The 19,007-nt window shown below is 74.5% G+C and carries 19 protein-coding genes; 9 read left to right on the top strand and 10 right to left on the bottom strand.

Going from position 1 to position 19,007, the window contains the following annotated elements; genetic code table 11:
* The first annotated feature begins 132 nt into the window (after nucleotides 1–132).
* On the top strand, nucleotides 133–1,365 hold the full coding sequence (locus ACIQ6R_RS06535) for a glycoside hydrolase family 26 protein (protein WP_404219224.1): 1,233 nt from the start codon (nucleotides 133–135) through the stop codon (nucleotides 1,363–1,365).
* Nucleotides 1,366–1,414: 49 nt separating this feature from the next.
* Here ACIQ6R_RS06535 and ACIQ6R_RS06530 read toward each other — a convergent pair whose 3' ends face one another.
* From ACIQ6R_RS06530 to ACIQ6R_RS06495, 8 genes are all read right to left on the bottom strand, one after another.
* Nucleotides 1,415–2,560, bottom strand: coding sequence for a GNAT family N-acetyltransferase (locus tag ACIQ6R_RS06530; protein ID WP_404219222.1), 1,146 nt, complete (start codon nucleotides 2,558–2,560; stop codon nucleotides 1,415–1,417).
* Nucleotides 2,557–3,276, bottom strand: coding sequence for a lipopolysaccharide biosynthesis protein (locus tag ACIQ6R_RS06525; protein ID WP_404177459.1), 720 nt, complete (start codon nucleotides 3,274–3,276; stop codon nucleotides 2,557–2,559). Before ACIQ6R_RS06525 ends, ACIQ6R_RS06530 begins: the two co-directional genes overlap by 4 nt.
* On the bottom strand, nucleotides 3,273–4,433 hold the full coding sequence (locus tag ACIQ6R_RS06520) for a glycosyltransferase (RefSeq protein WP_404219219.1): 1,161 nt from the start codon (nucleotides 4,431–4,433) through the stop codon (nucleotides 3,273–3,275). Before ACIQ6R_RS06520 ends, ACIQ6R_RS06525 begins: the two co-directional genes overlap by 4 nt.
* Before the next feature lie 19 nt (nucleotides 4,434–4,452).
* Nucleotides 4,453–5,142, bottom strand: coding sequence for a polysaccharide deacetylase family protein (locus ACIQ6R_RS06515; protein ID WP_404219624.1), 690 nt, complete (start codon nucleotides 5,140–5,142; stop codon nucleotides 4,453–4,455).
* Between the two features lie 79 nt (nucleotides 5,143–5,221).
* Nucleotides 5,222–6,964 (bottom strand): murein biosynthesis integral membrane protein MurJ, encoded by a 1,743-nt coding sequence (gene murJ, locus ACIQ6R_RS06510; RefSeq protein ID WP_404219217.1) that lies wholly within the window; start codon nucleotides 6,962–6,964, stop codon nucleotides 5,222–5,224.
* Complete coding sequence (locus tag ACIQ6R_RS06505) at nucleotides 6,961–8,454, bottom strand: O-antigen ligase family protein (protein WP_404219215.1); 1,494 nt, start codon at nucleotides 8,452–8,454, stop codon at nucleotides 6,961–6,963. The genes murJ and ACIQ6R_RS06505 overlap by 4 nt, the downstream gene beginning before the upstream one ends.
* Nucleotides 8,455–8,459: 5 nt before the next feature.
* Complete coding sequence (locus ACIQ6R_RS06500; RefSeq protein WP_404219213.1) at nucleotides 8,460–9,890, bottom strand: exopolysaccharide biosynthesis polyprenyl glycosylphosphotransferase; 1,431 nt, start codon at nucleotides 9,888–9,890, stop codon at nucleotides 8,460–8,462.
* Nucleotides 9,887–11,248 (bottom strand): glycosyltransferase family 4 protein, encoded by a 1,362-nt coding sequence (locus ACIQ6R_RS06495; RefSeq protein WP_404219211.1) that lies wholly within the window; start codon nucleotides 11,246–11,248, stop codon nucleotides 9,887–9,889. Before ACIQ6R_RS06495 ends, ACIQ6R_RS06500 begins: the two co-directional genes overlap by 4 nt.
* A gap of 390 nt (nucleotides 11,249–11,638) precedes the next feature.
* Between ACIQ6R_RS06495 and chpG the strand changes: the two genes are divergently transcribed.
* The 6 genes from chpG (at nucleotide 11,639) to ACIQ6R_RS06465 (ending at nucleotide 15,482) form a co-directional block, all read left to right on the top strand.
* On the top strand, nucleotides 11,639–11,878 hold the full coding sequence (gene chpG / locus ACIQ6R_RS06490) for a chaplin ChpG (protein WP_073723170.1): 240 nt from the start codon (nucleotides 11,639–11,641) through the stop codon (nucleotides 11,876–11,878).
* 274 nt (nucleotides 11,879–12,152) lie between these two features.
* Nucleotides 12,153–12,911 carry a hypothetical protein gene (locus ACIQ6R_RS06485; RefSeq protein ID WP_404177477.1) on the top strand — a complete coding sequence of 253 codons (759 nt, stop codon included), beginning with the start codon at nucleotides 12,153–12,155 and terminating at the stop codon, nucleotides 12,909–12,911.
* Between the two features lie 205 nt (nucleotides 12,912–13,116).
* Nucleotides 13,117–13,398, top strand: a complete 282-nt coding sequence (locus ACIQ6R_RS06480; RefSeq protein ID WP_404177480.1) for a hypothetical protein — start codon at nucleotides 13,117–13,119, stop codon at nucleotides 13,396–13,398.
* Nucleotides 13,399–13,455: 57 nt separating this feature from the next.
* A complete protein-coding gene (locus tag ACIQ6R_RS06475) occupies nucleotides 13,456–13,971 on the top strand; it encodes a hypothetical protein (protein ID WP_404219209.1) in 516 nt (171 codons plus the stop codon).
* 118 nt (nucleotides 13,972–14,089) lie between these two features.
* Nucleotides 14,090–14,632, top strand: a complete 543-nt coding sequence (locus ACIQ6R_RS06470) for a tyrosinase family oxidase copper chaperone (protein WP_404219207.1) — start codon at nucleotides 14,090–14,092, stop codon at nucleotides 14,630–14,632.
* Entirely contained in the window at nucleotides 14,616–15,482 is an 867-nt protein-coding gene (locus ACIQ6R_RS06465; protein ID WP_404219205.1) for a tyrosinase family protein, read from the top strand. Before ACIQ6R_RS06470 ends, ACIQ6R_RS06465 begins: the two co-directional genes overlap by 17 nt.
* Before the next feature lie 109 nt (nucleotides 15,483–15,591).
* Here the strand turns inward: ACIQ6R_RS06465 and ACIQ6R_RS06460 are convergent, their stop codons facing one another.
* Nucleotides 15,592–15,903, bottom strand: a complete 312-nt coding sequence (locus tag ACIQ6R_RS06460) for a chaplin (RefSeq protein ID WP_404219203.1) — start codon at nucleotides 15,901–15,903, stop codon at nucleotides 15,592–15,594.
* A gap of 200 nt (nucleotides 15,904–16,103) precedes the next feature.
* Here ACIQ6R_RS06460 and ACIQ6R_RS06455 point away from each other — a divergent pair, with 200 nt between their 5' ends.
* Nucleotides 16,104–16,757: a DUF2087 domain-containing protein gene (locus ACIQ6R_RS06455; RefSeq protein WP_404219201.1), complete on the top strand. Its 654-nt coding sequence runs from the start codon at nucleotides 16,104–16,106 to the stop codon at nucleotides 16,755–16,757.
* Nucleotides 16,758–16,916: 159 nt separating this feature from the next.
* Here the strand turns inward: ACIQ6R_RS06455 and ACIQ6R_RS06450 are convergent, their stop codons facing one another.
* On the bottom strand, nucleotides 16,917–17,882 hold the full coding sequence (locus ACIQ6R_RS06450; protein ID WP_404219199.1) for a D-2-hydroxyacid dehydrogenase family protein: 966 nt from the start codon (nucleotides 17,880–17,882) through the stop codon (nucleotides 16,917–16,919).
* Nucleotides 17,883–18,274: 392 nt separating this feature from the next.
* Between ACIQ6R_RS06450 and ACIQ6R_RS06445 the strand changes: the two genes are divergently transcribed.
* Nucleotides 18,275–18,508: a helix-turn-helix transcriptional regulator gene (locus ACIQ6R_RS06445; protein ID WP_404219197.1), complete on the top strand. Its 234-nt coding sequence runs from the start codon at nucleotides 18,275–18,277 to the stop codon at nucleotides 18,506–18,508.
* The last annotated feature ends 499 nt before the right edge of the window (nucleotides 18,509–19,007 follow it).

Here is a 19,007-nt window from a genome sequence, read left to right as displayed (position 1 = left end):
TCGCATTCGATTCGGGTCACCGGTGCGGGCGATCGGCGCACTCGAAAGCCGTAGCGGCGGTGGCGTGATGGCATTTCATATGACTGAGTGTCAGTAAGCAGCAAGAAATCGGGGCTAGGAGAGGAGCCGGTCATGGCCGTACGGCAGTCACGGACCCGGTCCAGGCGGCCGGCTCGCGGCGTCGCGACGGTGGTCGCGGCGGCGGCACTGCTGGCCGCGAGCCCCCAGGTCGCCGCCGGCGAGCCGGTCCCGCCCGCACCGGCACCGCCCGCGCCGGCGCCCGCGGTCCCCGACCGGAAGCCCGGTGCCGCTCCCGCCTTCGGCGCGTACCTGGACTACGGCCCGCGCGGCGTGGCCCGGATGGCGCAGCTCAGCCACTGGCTGGGCGGCGCCGAACTGCGCGTCGGCCACACGTACCTGCCCGGTGACCTCTGGAGCAACATCGAGGGCGCCCCCGGCTTCCTCGACGTGTGGGCCGACTGGCGCACCCGCGAGGCCGACCGGATGTTCGTCCTCAACGTGCCCATGATGGAGCGCAACGAGGAGGGCGTCGACGACGACGAGGTGCGGAAACTGCTGCGCCAGGGGGCCGCCGGGCGCTTCGATCACCACTTCAGGGCCCTCGCCGAACGGCTGGTCGAACTGAACGTTCCGGACACGGTCCTCGTGCTCGGCTGGGAGATGAACGGCATCACCTACACCCATCGGTGCGGGCCGGACCCGGAGGCCTGGAAGACGTACTGGAACAGGATCGTCACCACCATGCGTTCGGTGCCGGGCCAGAAATTCCGGTTCGACTTCACCCCGAGCCGCGGCCGGGACGCCATTCCCTGGACCCGGTGCTATCCGGGGGACGCCACGGTCGACATCATCGGTATGGATTCGTACGACCAGCCACGCGGAATGGCGTTCGACGAACAGGTGAGGGAACCGTACGGACTCCAGGCGCACGTGGATTTCGCCAAGGCCCACGGAAAGCCCATCTCCTATCCCGAATGGGGCCTCTTCCGCAACGGTGACAACGCCGAGTACATGCGGCGCATGCTCGCGTGGATGGACGAGCACGAACCCGTGTACAACACGCTCACCGACTACTGCCCGCACGGTGTGTGGCAGTGCGACGACAACCCCCGGTCCACCGCGGTCTACCGGTCCGTGCTCTTCGGTCGCACCGACGAGCCGGACCCCACGGTCCCGGAGCCGGCCACGCCCACCGCGCCCACCGCGCCGCCCGTACCCGCGGTGCCGCCCAGCGCGCCCGAGCCGTCGGCCGACTGTTCGCCGCTGGAGCTCGGCGACTGGGTCGAGTACTGGCTCGGCGGGAAGCTCTGCATGCGCCTCGACTGGTACTCGCGCCGCAAGTAGCCGCCGGCGGGGGCGACGACGAGGGCGGCGGAAGGGGCGGCGGGGGCGGTCAGGTCCTGCCGCCACCGTCGCGCTCCTTCCGTTCCTCGCGCACCTGCCAGTGGTGCAGCAGTTCCTTGCCCCGCCGGCGTGCGGCTACGTCGCACAGGGCCGCCGACAGCAGCGGGGCCGTATGCCGACGGGCCATCAGTAACCGCTGGTTCGGCACCGGTTCCGGGCGCCAGTGGTGTTTGTACGGCTCGTCGCCCCGCAGCAGGCTCAGCGTGTCGCGTCCCGGGGCGCGGGTGTGCTCGGCGCACGCGTCCAGCAGCATCACCGCCACGTCCGCCTTCCGCTCCCGCAGCCGGGGGTGGGCTCCGTACAGATAGCCGCCCGCCAGCCGCCGCGCCAGCAGCGTCACGTCCACGGCCACCACCTCGTCGTCCATCCGGAACTCGGTGACCACCGCGTCCCCGGAACGCACCATCGGGCCCACCGCCCGTACCAGGTGGTCGCGGAACCGCGTCCGCAGATGCTCACCGGTCACCTTCCGCCCCTGCCACTGCAGCCGGTGCAGCTCCAGCAGCCGCCGCAGCGCGGCGTCCACCTCGTCCGGGAGGACGATCCGGCTCTTGACGCCCAGCGCGTCCAGCCTGCGCAACTGGGCGCGCACCCGCTGCCGGCCCTTGGCCGAGGGCAGCCGGGCGGTCAGCTCGTCCATCGGGCGGGCGGGCAGCTCCAGGCAGAGCGAGTCGGCCACCCGGCGCCGGGGGCCGCGCCAATGGGCGTAGACCCGTTCGGCGGCGGCACCCGGCCGTACCTCGCGCAGGTCGATCAGCGCGGTGCGGGCCACCGCGGACAGTCCCTCGGTGAGCGCGGCCACCGCGTCCTGCCCGCGCTCGTCGTCCAGCAGGACGTCGCCGTAGTCGGAGATCGCCCCGCCCAGCGGCACCAGCGACGGCACCGGACGCCGTACGAGCGTCAGCGGCGCGGCGGCGACCAGTTCGCGGCTGTCGCGGGCCAGCAGCAGCCGAAGCCGGCCCCGCACGCCGTACGACCGCCACCACGAGTGCAGCCAGGCATGGCTCTGGAACGGGGTCGCGGTGGAGCACCGGCCGTACAGCCGCCCCCAGTCCGCGGCCAGCTCCGCGAAGGCGCGCTCGTCGGTGACCAGTTCGGTCGTGTACGCCGTCCTGTACGTCGTCGGGTGCGTCACAGCTGTCCGTGGACGTCCGCCGCCGAGGCGGGCCCGGGCACGGCCGCCGTCGTGCGGCCGGCTTCCCGCGCGGCCCGGCGCGGACGGACCAGCAGCGCGAGACCGCCGAGCAGACCGCCCGCGCTCGCGCCCACCAGCCCCGTCACGGCGGCCGAGGCCGAGGACTCCTCGGTGGGCTCGGTGGCGCGCGCGAACTGCCGCAGCTCCACGTGGGTGTCGTCGGCCGACGCGTCCGCGTGCCGGGTCAGCGCGCGGGCGACCGCGTTGGCCATGTCGGCGGCCTCGTCCGGGCGCGCCGAGGTGGCCGTCACCGAGACCATCGGCGCGTCCGGCGAGGTCGCCGTGCGGACGCTCTCCTTCAGCTTCGCCACCGGCACGCCCGCCCACATCTGGGCGTCCCCGAGTACCGCGAGCTGCGTGGCGACCCGGCCGTAGGCCTGCGCGAAGCCCAGCGCGGACGCCGGGTCGGACTTGTCGGAGGGGACGGCGACCACGTAACTGGTGGCCGTGTACCGCGGGGCGGTGACCAGGCCGTAGCCGGCGCCGAGCAGTCCGCCGGCGAGGACGCCGGCCGCGAGCGGGGACCAGGGCGGCAGGGACCGCAGGCGGCGCAGGACGCGGTGCGGGGCGATGAGCGCGCGGCGGGGACGGGCGGGCTGATCGGCCTCGTCCCGCGCCGCGGGCTCGGCCGGGGACTGGGTGAGGGGCTCGGTCATGCGGAACTGACTCCCTGGGGTGCCGGGGACAACGGGTGCGTGAGGGTGGCCGCGTACACGTCCATCAGCTGGGCGGCGCTGCGGGTGACGCAGTAGTGGCGGGCGGCCTCGGGGGCGGTGCGCGGGCCGGGGCCCGGGCCCGCGGACGCGCGGACCTCGGCGAGGGCACGGGCGAACTCCTCCTCGCCGCCGGTGACCCGCCGGGCGGTGAGCGCGGCGGCCGGGGGCAGGTCCTCGATGGCCGGGCAGGAGGCGTAGAGCACCGGCAGCCCGGACGCGAGGCCCTCCACCACCGCCAGGCCGAAGGCCTCCTCCGGCGACGGCGACGCGAGCACGTCCATCGCGGAGACCAGGGACGGCAGGTCGGGGCCGGGGGAGCCGTCGCTCACGTAGGGGCGTTCGCCGGTGAGCAGGACGCGGTCGGCGACTCCGGCCTCGTGGGCGGTGCGGCGCAGGACGTGCTCCTCGGGGCCGCCGCCGACCAGCAGCAGCCAGCAGTCGTCCGGGAGCCGGGCCAGGGCCCGGACCAGGACGTCGAACCGCTTGGCCGCGGCCAGTCGGCCCACGCCGCCGACGACGTACGCGCCCTGGGGCAGGCCGAGACGGCGGCGGGTGCGCAGCCGGGCGACGGGGTCGAAGCGGAAGCGGGCCAGGTCGACGCCGTTGGGGACGACCTCGATGCGGGGCGCGGGCACGCCCCAGCGCCGCAGCCGGTCGGCGACGGTGGGGGAGACGGCGACCGTGGCGCTGCCCAGCCGCTCCCCGGCGAGGTAGAGGGCGCGGATGCCGGGGGTGAGCGGGCGGCCCTCCATCTGGGAGTCGCCGAGGGAGTGTTCGGTGGCGACGACGGCGCGGACGCCGGCCAGGCGTGCGGCGATGCGGCCGTAGAGGCAGGCGCGGTAGAGGTGGGTGTGCACGAGGTCGTAGCCGCCGGTGCGGATGAAGCGGGTGAGACGGGGCAGCGCGGCCAGGTCGCGGTTGCCGGCCATGCCGAGGTGGACGACGTTCACGCCGTCGGCCAGCAGTCCGTCGGCGACCGCGCCCGGGTTGGTGAGCGTCACGACGTCGCAGTCGACGGGGAGGTGGCGCAGGAGCAGCCGCAGTTGCTGTTCGGCACCGCCGACGCCGAGACCGGTGATGATGTGCAGGGCCTTCATGTCCTTCGTGCCCTTCCTGTCAGACCCCGGCCGCGGCGCGGCGGCGCAGGCGGTGCAGCCGGGTCTTCAGCAGCAGGCGTACGGCCGTGTCCCGCTGCCCGATGTGCACGCGGGGCAGGGCGTGCGGGCCGGTCAGCGGGCCGGGGTCGATGGCGCAGGCGTAGGTGTGACCGGCGGCGCGTACGGCGTCGACGGCGCGGGCGTCGACGGCGCCGTACGGGTAGCAGAAGCCGGTGACCGGAGCACCGATCAACTCCGAGAGCAGTGCTCTGCTTTCGGTGGTCTCGGCCTTCAGCGTGGCGTCGTCCGCCTGGGTCAGGTCCACGTGGGTGAGACCGTGCGAGCCGATCTCGACGCCCTCGGCGGCGGCGTGCCGGACGCCGTCGGCGGTCAGCAGCGGCTTGCGCGGGCCCAGCGGGTCCCACGCGTTGTCGCCGCCGAGCCGGCCCGGCAGCACGAAGAGGGTGGCTCCGCAGTCCCAGCGGCGCAGGCACGGCAGCGCGTGCTCGACGAAGTCGGCGTACCCGTCGTCGAACGTCAGCCCCACCAGGTCGCGGCCACCGCCCCGGGCCCGGGCGGCCAGCAGCTCGCCGACCGGCACACCGCGCAGCCCGCGCCGCCGCAGCCAGCCGAGCTGCGCGTCCAGCCGGTCGGGCGTGACCGTGATGCGGTACGGGTCGTCCGAGCAGTCGCCGACGGAGTGGTACATCGCCACCCAGGGGACGGTGCTGGGGCGCGTGCGGGCGTAGCCGCCGGGACGGGTGCGGGTGTCGGGACGCGTGCGGGCGTCAACGGGATCCGCGGAAGGGGAAACGGTCGCGGAAGCGAAGGAGGACACGGGAACGGAAGCGGATGAGGACGCGGGAACGGAAGCCGAAGCGGCCATGCGGGAGCCTTCGTGTGACGGAGCGGACGAGATCGAGGGCCGGCGCGACGCCTTGGACGCGCAGAACCCGGCCGAGCAGGACGAAGACGCCGACGACGGTCACCACGCCGGCGGCGAGGGAGACGGCCGGCACGGTGAGCCGGTCCGCGACCAGCGCGCCCGCGACGGTCGCGCCGGCCGCCGCCAGCACCGGCCTGACCAGGTCACCCAGGACGCGCCGGACGCGGACCGGGACGCTGCGCGGGCCCATCCCGGCGAGCAGCAGGGCGGCGGTGACGGTGATGCCGGCGGCGTTGGCGGCCGCGATGCCGGTCACTCCCCACGGGCCGACCGCCCGGGCGCCGATACCGGCCGTGGCGGCGATGCCGACGGCCATGGCGGCGAGCGGGTACCAGCTGGCGCGGCCCGCCGAGAAGTAGGAGCGGGCCAGTGCGCCCACCACGGTCTGGCCGAGCAGCCCGAGGGCGTACACGCGCATGACGTCCGCGGTCGCCGCCGTGTCGGCTGCCGTGAAGGCGCCGCGCTGGAAGAGGAGGTGGATCATCTGCGGCGCGCAGGCGACGACCGTGGCCGCGCCCAGCAACACCAGGCAGGCCGCCAGCGCCACGTCCCGCTCGACCCGGTCGCGGGCCCGTTCGGTGTCGCCGTCGGCCATCGCCCGGGCCACCACCGGGAAGGTGACCGTGCACAGCATCAGCGACAGCGTCATCGGGATCTGGGCCACCTTCTGCGCGTAGTTCAGGTGCGAGATGGCGCCGGAGGGGAGCCCGGAGGCGAGGAACCTTTCGATGAGGACCTGCGACTGGCGGCACAGGGCGAAGAGCAGCACGGTGGTGAACAGGGCGAGGGCCAGCGGACGCGCCTGGTCCCCGGTGCCCGCCGGCCGCTCGCCGCCGTCCCGGCGCCGCAACTGCCGCAGCAGCGACGGCAGCTGTGCCGCCACCATCAGGAAGCCGCCCGCCGCGACCCCGACCGCCGCCGAGCGCACCCCCCAGCGTCCGCCGAGTACCAGCATCGTGGCGATGATGCCGGTGTTGTAGGCGACGTAGATCGCCGCCGGCGCCAGGAACCGGCGGTGCGCGCGCAGGGCGGCACTGCAGTACCCGGCGAGCCCGAAACTGACCACGCAGGTGGCGGTGAGCCGGGTGCAGTCCACGGCGAGGGCGTGGTCGGGCAGCCCCGGCGCCAGGGCCCGGACCAACTGCGGGGCGCATACGACGACCAGCGCGCCGACCGCGACGAAGGCCGGCGCCAGCCGGGGCAGGGTCGAGGCGACCAGCGCGCGGACCGGGTCGCCGGGGGCGCCCTGCGCGCGGCGGGCCAGGGCCAGGCTGAACATCGGGACCAGAGCGAAGGCCAGCCCGTCCTCGATCAGCAGCGTCGCCGCGAACTCCGGCACCGTCCACGCCACCAGGAAGGCGTCGGTCTCGCTGCCGGCCCCGAACAGCCGGGCGAGCGCCTGGTCCCGGGCCAGCCCGAGCACCGACCCGGCCACCGACAGTACGGCCGTGAGCAGCGCGGCCCGGGCGAGGAAGCCCCCGGAGGACCGGCCCTCGGCCGCCGCCCGGGTGTCCACGTCCGGTGCGGCGCTCCGGGCCGGCGGTACGGACGGGGGCCGGGCGGCCCGGAAGGGCGTCACCTTCATCGCGCCGGTACCTCCTCCGCACCGGGCCCGAACCCGGTCCGGGAGCGGGGCCCGGCCCCGGCCCCGGTTCCGGAGCCAGACCCGGCCTCGGTCCCGGCCTCGGCCCCGGCCCCGGCCTCGGCCCCGGCCCCGGCCTCGGCCCCGGCCCCGGCCTCGGTCCCGGCCCCAGACCCAGCCCCGCCCCCGCCCCCGAGCGCCCACCAGGCAGCCAGCCCGAAGCACACCGCCGTCAGTACGGTCGAGGGCCCGCCGATGTCGGCGTACGCGAAGTCGGTCAGCTGCCACACCAGCAGTCCGCACGCGACCAGTGCGCAGTCCGTCCCGGACCCCGCACCGGAGCGCCGTACCGTCCGGAGCCCGCGCAGCCCCAGGACGAGCAGCGCCAGCCAGCTCCCCGCCAGCGCGAGCAGTCCGATCAGCCCCTGCTCGGCCAGGATCAGCAGGTACATGTTGTGCGGGGACAGCAGCGGCTGCCTGCGGTACCCCGCGCCCGCGCCGTCGGTCTCGCTGCCCGAGGACAGCGCCAGCGAGGCGTGCGAGTCCCGGTGTTCGGGGAAGCCCTTCAGACCCACGCCGGTCAGCGGCCGCTCGCGCCACATGCCGGCCGCCGCCGCCCACATCGTGTAGCGGTCGGTCACCGACTGGTCGGGCGAGTCGGCGACCTGCGTGATGCTGCCGACCCGCTCCTGGAGCATCGCCGTACCGACCCCGAACCCGCCGACCAGCACCACGCCCGCCGCGACCACGGCCGCCCCCACCGCCAGCGCCCTGCGCGCCCCGGCGAGCAGCAGTTGGGCCGCGCACGTCACCGCCGTGGCGATCCACGCGCCACGGCTGAACGACAGGGCGAGCGGCAGCAGCAGGGCGATCGCGCACCCGGCCGCGAGGACGCGCCGCCGGGCGGGCGCATGGCCCAGCGCCAGCCCGACCGCGCAGACCAGCCCCAGGGAGACGACGGTCGCCATCCCCATCACGTCCTGCGGCCCGAAGGTGCCCACGGCCCGGATCTGCTCGCCCTGGTAGGAGGCGCCGGTCCCGGTGACGTACTGGCGCACGCCGACCGCCCCCTGCCACACCGCCAGCCCCACCATCGACCAGGCGAGCAGCCGTACGTCGTCCCGGCCGCGGACCAGCAGCAGTACGGCGGCGGGCACGAGGACGAAGACCTGGAGGTAGCGGCCGAGCCCGGTGAGCCCGGCGCCCGGCGACACCGCGCCCATGGCGGCGAGGGCCAGTCCGAGCACGGGCAAACCCAGCACCGCGGCCGCCGTACGGGTCAGGGGGCGCCGCCGGTCCCGCACCAGGCGCAGGGCGCAGTACAGCACCACCGCCCCGGAGGCCGCGTCGGCCGGATGGGCGCCGCCCTCGCCGTCCCCCGCGGCCGGCAGGGCGAGCAGCGCGACGACCGCCACCACGGCCAGCACGGGCGGCAGGTGCCGTACGCGCGCGGTGGACCGTGCGGCGGACCGCAGGGGCAGGGTCTGGGCCACCTCGCTCAGCTCCCGGTGGGGCGCACGAGCGCGACGGCCGTGCGCAGCAGGATGCAGACGTCCTGCCACAGCGACCAGTCGTCGATGTAGGCGTTGTCGAAGCGGGCCCGGTCCTCGATGGAGGTGTCGCCGCGCAGCCCGTTGATCTGGGCCAGGCCCGTGATGCCGGCCGGCGCCCGGTGGCGGGCGGCGTAACCGGGGTAGGTCCGGCTGAACTGCGCCACGAAATAGGGTCGTTCGGGGCGAGGCCCGACCAGGCTCATGTCGCCCCGGAAGACGTTCCACAGCTGGAGCAGTTCGTCGAGCGACGTACGGCGCAGGAAGCGGCAGAACCACGGCATCCGGCGCTCGTCCGCCACACTCCACCGGGTCGCCGACTCGTGCTCGTCGGCCGGGCGGTGGGTGCGGAACTTCAGCAGTGTGAACAGCCGGCCATCCTTGCCGACGCGCTCCTGCCGGAACAGCACGCCGGGCCCGCCGATGACCCGCAGCAGCGTCGCACACGTCAGCAGCAACGGGCTCAGCAGCAGCAACAGCGCCCCGGACACCGTCACGTCCAGCACCCGCTTGCCGGCGCCGCCCGGCCGCCGCGCCCCCGACTCCAGAGGCCGGCAGGAGAACCCGGCGAGCCGCTCCCGGCCCGCGTACGCGGAGGCGTCCGCGTCGACCTCCCACACCACGCAGCCGGACTCCGCCAGCGCCCGCAGCAGCGGCCCCTGCCGCGTCCGGACCGAGGGGTGCACGGCCAGCACGTCCCGTACGCCGTTCTGCACGACCGCCCGCTGCACCTCCTCGCGCGTGGTGAGCACGGGCAGGCCCGTGGCGCCGCCCGGGTCGTCGGCGACGATCCCGACCGGGCGCACCCCGCAGCGCGGGTGCCGCAGCACCGCCGAGGCCACGCGCTGCGCGGTCGCGGCGGGGCCGACGATCAGGGCCGCGCGCGGGCGGCTCAGCAGCGCGGTGCGGCGCCGCCGGTGCACGACGCCCCGGCCGGCGCAGCCCACCGCCGCGTGCAGCAGGAGGCCGAGGAACAGCGTGCGGGCGGACAGGGCGTGCGGCGGGGCGTACGCCGCGACGAGCGCCGCCAGTGCCAGCCAGACCACCGTGATCCGGCCGCACAGGGCGGGCAGGTCGTCCAGGACACCCGGCAGCCGCCGGGAAGGGCGTGGGCGCGGCAGCAGCGAGGCGGCGACCAGCAGGGCCGCGAGCAGCGGTTGGAGGGGGGTGCCGGTGAGCATCAGCAAGCCCGGCACCGCCGCCGCCGTGCCGTCCGCGACGAGCAGCGGCAGCGGGGACTCCGGCCGCGGTGCGGGAAGCCCGTCGGGGAACCGGAGACCCGCGGTACCGGCACGCTGCGGCAGCACCGAGACGGGTGAGGAGGAGCCGAGGCCGCGCGGCTGGCCGGCGGGGTTGGGGACGGTGCTTTCCGCGGTCACGGGTGCGTGGACTCCCTGTACTCGATGGGCACGACGGCCGACCGCCCCACGAGCGCGGGCCTGTCGCCGGGGACGGTGCGTGTCCCGGTCGGCCGCCCGTCGCCGAGGAGGTCGCCGTACACCGCCGCGATCGCCGCGGCCGTGTGCCGTACGTCGTGCGTGGACCGGACGTGCGCGCGCCCCCGGCGGCCGAGCGACGCGCGCAGCGGGGCGTCGAGCAGCAGCCCGGTGACCGCGTCGGCCAACGCCTCCGGGGCCGTGGGCGGTACCAGGCAGTGCGGCACGAGAGCGGGCGGCAGGCCCTCGCGGGCGCCGTCCACGTCGGTCACCACCACGGCCCGACCGCAGGCCATCGCCTCCAGCGGAGCCAGCGCCATGCCCTCCCACCGGGACGGCAGGACGACCAGGTCGGCGGCCCGGTACCAGGGCCCGGCGTCGGCGACGGCGCCCGCGAACACCACGGACGCGGGGGCGCGTTCCCCGGGGCGGGCCGGGGCCGGTACGCCGTCGTCCGAACCGGGTACCGATGTGTACTCGGCGAGCCTGGCCCGGGCCGGGTCGTCGCCGAGGAATCCGTACGCCGAGGCGCGCTCGGCGAGCCGCGTGCGGTCCGGGCCTTCGCCGACCAGCACCAGCCGGGCTCCCGGGACCCGAGCGAGGACCGACTGCCACGCGGTGAGCAGGACGTCCTGCCCCTTCTGCCGGCACAGCCGTCCCACGCAGACCACCAGCGGGCCGTGCGGGCCGGCGCCGGACCGGTGCCGTACGTCGTCGACGGCCTCCGCGCCACCGCCCACACCCTCCGCTCCCTGCCCACCGAAGCGGTCGAGGTCGATGCCGTTCGGGATCACCGCCCACCGCCCGCGGATCCCGCTCCGCACCCCCCGCAGCCGCTCCGCTTCGCTCACGCACACGATGCGCGCCGCCCACCGCGCCCCCCACCGTTCCCAGCCGAGCGCGAGGACCGCGGCGGCCCCGCCGACCGCCTCGAACGACCAGGCGTGCGGCTGGTAAACGGTCGGGACGCGCCCGCGTACGGCGAGCCGGGCCGCGAGACCGGCCTTCGCGCTGTGCGCGTGCACCAGGTCGGGCCGTACGTCCTCGATCACGCGGGCGAGCCGCCGCACCTCCGGCACCAGCGCCGGACCCGGCGACCGCGTCGCCGGCCAGCGCCGCACGTCGGCGCCCAGCGACCGCAGGCCGGCCGCGAGACCTCCGTCGGGGCAGGCGACCGCGACACGCAGCCCGGCGGCGAGCTGAGCCCGCGTCACATCCGACACGACGCGGGCGACCCCGCCGTCCACCGGCTGGGTGACATGCAGAACCCGTGGCCGGGAGTCGGTCGGTGGCAGGTGCATACGCGTTTCCTCGCTCACGGAAAATGCTCGGGACGGGCGGGAACGCGTCTCACCGCAGGGCGTCGGCCGCGACGCGGCGTACGCCGGCGCACGCCGCGTCCTGCTGGCAAACGAGCCGGAAGGCCGGCTGGTCACCGCCACGTTCGGAGCTTTCGGTAAGTGCCCTCGGCCGATGTCCCGCAGTGGTGCAAACGGGATGCGTCGGATGGTGTGGGACTCTAGCTGCTATCCGTACTAATACGGCGAAACCGGGTAAGTGTGTTGGATTCGTGAACGCCGCTCTCCGGTGAGATCACTCCTTTGGCGGCACAACTCGCGTGCGTGCCACGCGTTGACACTGCGCCGGGCACCCGCCCGGATGTTTGTGTCAACCCCAAGGAGCACTTCCCCATGTCGCGTATCGCGAAGGGCCTGGCCCTGACCTCCGTCGCCGCCGCCGCGGTGGCGGGCACCGCCGGTGTCGCCGCTGCCGACGCCGGCGCGCAGGCCGCCGCCGCTCACTCCCCGGGTGTCCTGTCCGGCAATGTCGTCCAGGTTCCGGTCCACATCCCGGTCAACGTCTGCGGCAACACCGTCGACATCATCGGCCTGCTGAACCCGGCGTTCGGCAACGAGTGCGAGAACGACTGATCGTCGGCTCGAAACCCTTGCACCGGCCGTCCGTACCGCGGTTCATCCGCGAGCGGGCGGCCGGTTCGCGTTGCCGCACGGACGGCGGTGTGCTGCCCCGAATGGGGGGTGCGGGCGCCGACACGGCCGGAAGGCCTTGACAGGGCGTCTCACCAGGAAGGACGCCGGGACGGGGAAAGACGGCCGAGTACGTACGGGTGCCGCTCGGTTGCAGAGCGCCACGAGCGCTTCCACGGTGGGCACAAGATCCGACGCACCACCGAAAGGAACCCCCATGCGTCTGCCCGCACGGCGAATCGCCACCACCGCTCTCACCGCCGGCCTCCTGATCGGCCTCTCCGGGCCGGCGGTGATGGCGGCCGATGGCGAATCGGTCCGGGAACGCACCCACGCGGCGTCCCACGCCCCCCTCCCCGACGTGGCCGAACTGCAGAGCCAGGTCGGCAGCCTGGCCGGCCTGGGCGGCGTGCTCACGCCGGTCACCGACCTGCTCAACGCCGTCCTCAAGGCCGACAACGGTCAGCTCTCCGACACGGACGCGGACAAGCTCGCCGCCGCCGTCAAGGACGCCCTCGCCAAGGCCGACGCGGCGGACGCCGACGCCGACGACACGGCGACCGCCCCGGGCACGACCGCGCCCGGTACCACCACCCCCGGCACGAGCACCCCGGCCCAGCCGCCGGTCGTGACCGCGCCGGAGGCCGAGACGCCGGTCACGCTGCCGGCGCCCGTCGTGGCGCAGGGCACTGACGAGAACGCGGCGGCGGCCGACCTGGCCGCCCAGTCGTACGCCGCTCTGCAGAAGCAGATCGACGCCCTGGTCAAGGCCACCACCTCCGGTACCGCCGAACAGGTGAGCCCGGCCGTCGAGGACGTGGTGACCGGCGTCGTCAACGTGGTCGCCGCCACCCTGGTCGGCAGCGGGCTGCCCGCCGCCGACCTGGCCGGTCTGCCCGCTCTGCCGGCCGCGCCGGAAGCCGCCGCTCCGGAAGCCGCGGTGCCGGCGAACCCGCTGCCGGCCAACCCCTCCTGACGACCGAGGCGTTCCGGGCCGTCGCGCCATCCCGCACGGGGTGCCGCGAGGGCCCTTCGCCGTTCTCCATTCCCTTTCCCCTCCATTCGGCCCTCCGGAGATCTCATATGTCTTCCGGACGCGGGGTTTCCGTGCCCGGTGCAGGTCGTTAGGCACGGCGTCAGCATTTCGTCCGGTGACACGAGTTGCCGAGGAAAGGAACACGATGAAGTCCCTCAAGGCCGCCGCTGTCGTCGCCGGGTCCCTGGTCGCCGCCGGCTCCGCCGCGCCCGCGTTCGCCTACGACGCCGCCGACATCACGCCCACCAGCCTCAACGGCGCCGTGAACGCCCTCACCGCGGAACCCATCGACGTGATGCCGCTCAAGCACCAGTCGGACGCGCTCGACACCGAGAACAAGGAGTCCGTGCTGCACACCGTGAAAGGCGCAACCGCCGACCTGAACTCCGAGGGCGGCCTGCTCGGCGGCCTCCCGCTGGGCGGCTGAGCTCCCTTCCCGCCTTTCACCGTTCTTCTCGCATTCTCGAAAGGGACCGTGCCTGAAATGAAGTCGACCACCAGACGAACCCTGGCCGCCGTCGTCACCGGTGTGGCGGCCGCCGTGGGCGTAGCCGCGACCCCCACCACCGCGGCCGGCGCGATCCCCGTGCCGGTGCCGCTGGACGGTGCGGAGACCGCCCTCGGCATGGAGCTGCCCGAGGTGGCCGGCGAGCTGCCCGTGCCGACGGCCGGCGCGCCCGAGGGCCCGCGGTATGTCGAGGGCCGGCTGCTGCCGGAGCGGACGCTGCCGCAGTTGCCGGTGCACGGCGGGCTGCCCGGCGCCGACCTGCGCCAGCCGTTGCCGCGCGTCCTCGGTGACGACTTCGACCACGCCGCCGTCGACGTCCCCGCCGCCGGGCTGCGGACACTGGCACCGGGCCTGTCCCTGGACGCCCCCCTCACCGCGCCGAACCCCGGCGCCTTCGGCCTGCCGACGGCCAAGCTCCCGCAGGTGGGGCTGCTGACCCCGATGGTCCGGACGGTTCCCGTGGCCGACCTGGGCGTCGGGCCGGGGCTGTAGCCGTCGCGCCTCGCGGCGCGGGTGCGGCCTGTGCTCCGACTGGCCCTGCGAGCGGTGACCGCGGAGCCCGCCGGCCGGTTAGCGGTGCGGACCACCGGAACCGGACGAGGAGCGAGCCATGGTCGTCAACGCGGGCGGAACAGCGAACGACGCGGAGCAGGAGCGGGGTCACCAGGGGGAGGGCCCGGCGAGAGTCGGGCCCGCGTCCGGAACCCGGCGGCAGATGATGCGAGGGCTGCTCGCCCCGGCCCTCGCCGTGACGCTGGCACCCCTGGTCGCGGCCTCCCGGCCCTCCCGGGCCGCCGCCACCGGGGAAGGGGCGGGGGCCGCGCGTCCCGAGCCGCACGCCGTCGAGCCGGGCGAGAGCACCTCGTTCGACGAGACCTACCGGGGCCGTCGTATCCGCGGCATCCGGTCCGCCGCGGGCCGGGCCGTCGGTGCCGGCACCTGGCACGTCACCGTGGACGGCCGCCCGCTGCACCTGATGCGCCGGGCCGACGGCAGCTGGCTGAGCATGATCGACCACTACCGGTCGTACCCCACCCCCCTCGCCGCGGCCCGCGGTGCCGTCGACGAACTCGGCCCCGGCGAGCACCTGCGCGACACGCCGGCCGCCGCCGGCCAGGACCACTCCGGGGGGCACCATGGCGTACACGCGTAAGGACGTCAGCACGCTGACCCGCACCGAGAAGCGACGGTTCGTCAAGGCGTTGCTGGAGATCAAACGGCGCGGCGAGTACGACGAGTTCGTGCGCACCCACATCGAGTACTACGTCTCCGACGGCGAGGACGGACTGCGCACGGCGCACATGGCGCCGTCCTTCCTGCCCTGGCACCGCAGGTTCCTGCTGGACCTGGAGGAGGCGCTGCGCCGGGTCGACCCGTCGGTCACCGTGCCGTACTGGGACTGGACGAAGGACCGCACCACCAAGTCGGCGCCGTGGACCGCCGACCTGCTCGGCGGCACCGGGCGGCGCTCCGACCACCGGGTCACCACCGGGCCGTTCGCCCACGCCGAGGGCAACTGGACCCTCAAGGAGAACGTCACCGACACCGAGTACCTCACCCGGGACCTCGGCCGCGCCCAGGACCCCATCGCGCTGCCCACCAAGAGCGACCTGGAGTGGGCGCTCGACGACCCGGCGTACGACACCGCGCCCTGGGACTCCACGGTCCGCGAGGGGTTCCGGAACAAGCTGGAGGGGTGGGGGACCGGCCGGGGCAGTGTCTCCTGGCGCAACCACAACCGTGTGCACCGCTGGGTCGGTGGGGCCATGGTCGGCGGCGCGTCCGTCAACGACCCGGTGTTCTGGCTGCACCACGCCTTCGTCGACCTCCAGTGGTCCCGCTGGCAGGCCCGGCACCGCGGCGCCCGCTACCAGCCCGCCGAGCCACCCGGCCGGGGCAGCGCACAGCGCGGACGGATCGTCGCACGGCACGAGAGGCTGCCGCCGTGGGACGTGACGCCGGACGAGCTGGAGGACCACAGCCGGATCTACCGGTACGGCTGAGCGCCCGGCCCGGAACGGTCGGATTCGAGCGGTCGGACCCGGGCGGCCGGCGCCGACATGGGGAGAGCCCCGGCCGGGGAGGCCGGGGCTCTCCTGGTGCCTACGGGACTCAGCCGCCGTAGCCGCCGTCCTCGTTCTTGCCGTCCTCGCCGTGCTTGTCGCTCTCGTCCTTCTTGTCGTCGTCGCCGTTTTCGCAGGCGTTGCCGAAGGCCGGGTTGAGCAGCCCGATCACGTTGACGGTGTTGCCGCACACGTTGATCGGCACGTGTACCGGAACCTGGACGACGTTGCCGGACAGGACACCGGGCGAACCGATGGCCGCGGCTTCGGCGTCCGCGTCCGCCATGGCCAGGCCGGTGCCGCTGAGCACCACAGCGCCGGCGCCGAGTACGACGCCGGCGGCCTTCGCGATGCGAGACATCACGTTCTCCTTCTGACTCGGGGAGCACGGCGGCAGGACGCGCCACCGCACTGCCGGTCCAACGCAGCAGGTCGCGAAGGAGTCACGGGAGGAATGTGAGGATCACCCTTTTTGAACAGAAGGGCGGCGAGGGGGCTGAGGGGGCTACGGGGGCGGAAAATCGCTCCGCTCCGCGCCGGGGTGTCCACTAGCCTCCGGGCATGGTTAACGACCAACCCGACCGGTTGACGGAAACGCCGGAGCAGTCCGCGCAGTCCGCGCAGTCCGCGCAGTCCGCGCTGTCCGCGCTGTCCGCTCTGCCCGGCCTGTTCGCCGAGGAGGGCCGGGTGCGGGCCTTCGCGGCCGTGGCCCTGGGGGCGGGCGACGCCGCACAGGTGGCGGATGCGGCCGGCCTGTCCGCCAAGGACACGGCCGCCGCGCTGCGCCGGCTGCGGGAGCAGGGCGTGGTGACGCTCGGGGACGGCGGTGAACTCGTCGTCGCCCACGACCGCTTCAGGGACCTGGCCCGCGCGGGCCGACCGGCGGCGGAGGCCGCCGGGAACCCCGGGGCGGGTGACGACGACCGGGCGGCCGGCATGATCGTGCGGACCTTCGTGAAGGACGGGCGGCTGGTCCGCCTCCCCGCGCGCTGGACACGCAAGAAGGTGGTGCTGCGGCACATCGCCGAGCAGACCTTCCAGCCCGGTGCGGAGTACCCGGAGCGCACCGTCGACGAGAAGCTCCGGGCGTGGTGCGAGGACGGCGACGTCGACCATGTGACGCTCCGGCGCCATCTGGTGGACCTCGACCACCTGCGCCGGAGCGGTGGAATCTACTGGCGCCCGGGGGAGTCCGCCCGGGCGGGCATCGCCTGAGCGTCCGGAGCCGGAGCTGGAGTCGACGCCGGGGCCGGAGCGCGGTCGACGCCGGGGCCGGAGCGGGGGTCGACGCCGGAGCCGGAGTCGAAGCGTGAGTCGGCTTCGGAGCGGGCGCCGGAGCCGCAGTCTGAGCCGGAGCCGGAGCCGGAGTCGGCTTCAGGGCGCGGGCAGGCGGCGTACGGGTGAGCCCGCGAGGTACGCCTGGATCGCCTCGACCGCCTGCCCGTAGTACGTGGCGTAGTTGGCCCGTGAGACGTAGCCCAGGTGCGGCGTCGCGAGCAGGCGCGGGGCGGTGCGCATCGGGTGGCCGGCGGGCAGCGGCTCGGTGTCGAAGACGTCCACGCCCGCACCGGCGATCCGGCCCTCGTGCAGCGCGGCGAGCAGGGCGTCCTGGTCGACGATCGCCGCGCGCGAGGTGTTGACCAGGTAGGCGGTCGGCTTGAGCAGGGCCAGTTCGGCGGGGCCGAGCAGGCCGCGGGTGCGGTCGCCGAGCGCCAGGTGGACGGAGACGAAGTCGGCGGCCCGCAGGAGCTCCTCCTTGGAGGGGGCGAGTTCGACGCCGACCTCGTCGGCGCGCTCCCGGGTGAGGTTCTGGCTCCACGCGCTCACCCGCATGCCGAAGGCGAGGCCGACCCGCGCCACCCGGCCGCCGATCTTGCCGAGGCCCAGCAGTCCGAGCCGACGGCCGTGCAGGTCGGCGCCCACCGTCTGCTGCCAGGGGCCGCCTTCGCGCAGCCCGTTGCCCTCCTGGACGATGCCGCGGGCCAGGCCCAGCAGCAGGGCCCAGGTCAGTTCGACGGGCGGGGTCGAGGAGGAGGCCGTACCGCACACGGTGACGCCGTGGGCGTCCGCGGCGGCGTAGTCGATCACGCTGTTGCGCATGCCCGAGGCGACGATCAGTTTCAGCCGGGGCAGCCGGGCGATCAGTGACCCGGGGAAGGCCACGCGCTCCCGCAGCGTGATCACGATGTCCACGTCGGCGAGCGCCTCGGCGAGGGCGTCCTCGTCGCCGAAATGGGTTTCGAAGGACACGACGTCCACGGCGTCCGCGACCGGGGACCAGTCGAGGATCTCGGTCGCCACCTGCTGGAAGTCGTCGAGCACCGCGCAGCGCAGTCGCACGTCGTCCGGTCCTCCCGCCAAACGGGCAGTGGCGCCCCCGGCAGGACTCGAACCTGCGGCCAAGCGCTTAGAAGGTGCGCGAGGTTTAGCGATGTGCCTACCTGCGTCTTTGCTGGTCGCGTCAGACCAGACTAAGCATAGGCGCTTGGTCTGAGATTCTTCCAACTTTGGCGGGGACTTGATCCCTCAAACGGGCGCCGCCCCGAACCCCACTGTAGGGCCCGGGGCGGCAAGGAGACCGCGGCTCCACCATCTGGGTGGGTGAGTACCTCGCGCGAGGGACCGACCGCGGCTCCCGCTCATCGCGACGCGGAGCGTGCCCGCACCGCAAGATCATTAAATGTGCCCCGCTGGGCACAGACAAGAGACGATGATCACTAGAGCGTGATCGGGTGCCACTCGATCCCATGCCCGCCTGGGTACCAACCCGACGCCGGCAGATCGGGGAGCGCATCCGCGCCGCACGCCTCCACGCAGCCCTCACGCAGGAGCAGCTCGGCGAACGCGTCGGCAGGGACCGCCGCACCATCCACCGGTGGGAGTACGCGCAACGCGTGCCCGACCTCGAAGACCTGCTGCTCCTGGCCGACGCGGTCGGCGTGCCCCTGCGGGACCTGGTCGACTGACGGGCGGCTGCCCTGGTGTTGCTTCGGCACGGGCAGCCGCCCTCTTCCGGATGGAAGGCCGACACCTCGTCGCGAGGAGCCCTCCCCTGGCTGGCTGCCAGGAGTCTGTGGGTGAGCGGCCCGCCCCCGACGGGGAGGCGAGGGTGGGCCGCTCGGGAGTCACCGACACGATCGGCGGGGTGCGCGCCGGTGACGTGGAACCCGCCGATGCCACGTTCGCCCTGTGACACCAGCGGGGGCTCATCAGCGACCGAGGCCCACCGGCGCCGTCTGCGTTGGCACCTTCTTGCATGGCCCCTGGTGCCGGTACAAGGTGACACCCGCGCCCGACGTACCCGGATGGTCGATCGTGTCGAACGGCTCGTCCGGCCCGATCTGCTCGTCGCAGTTCGTACAGATCTTCAGCATGCGCGGGTCCCCTCCAACGGGCGCGGCCGGTTGCCACGCCGAGCTATCCGCCACTCATCGCCGAGCTGGGCACCCTGCGAGCAGACGCCCT

The sequence above is a fragment of the Streptomyces sp. NPDC096048 genome (genome assembly GCF_044763415.1).
Classification (GTDB): Bacteria; Actinomycetota; Actinomycetes; order Streptomycetales; family Streptomycetaceae; genus Streptomyces.
Note: the sequence above shows the minus strand (reverse complement) of the source record. Positions and strands in the feature narration are given on the sequence as shown.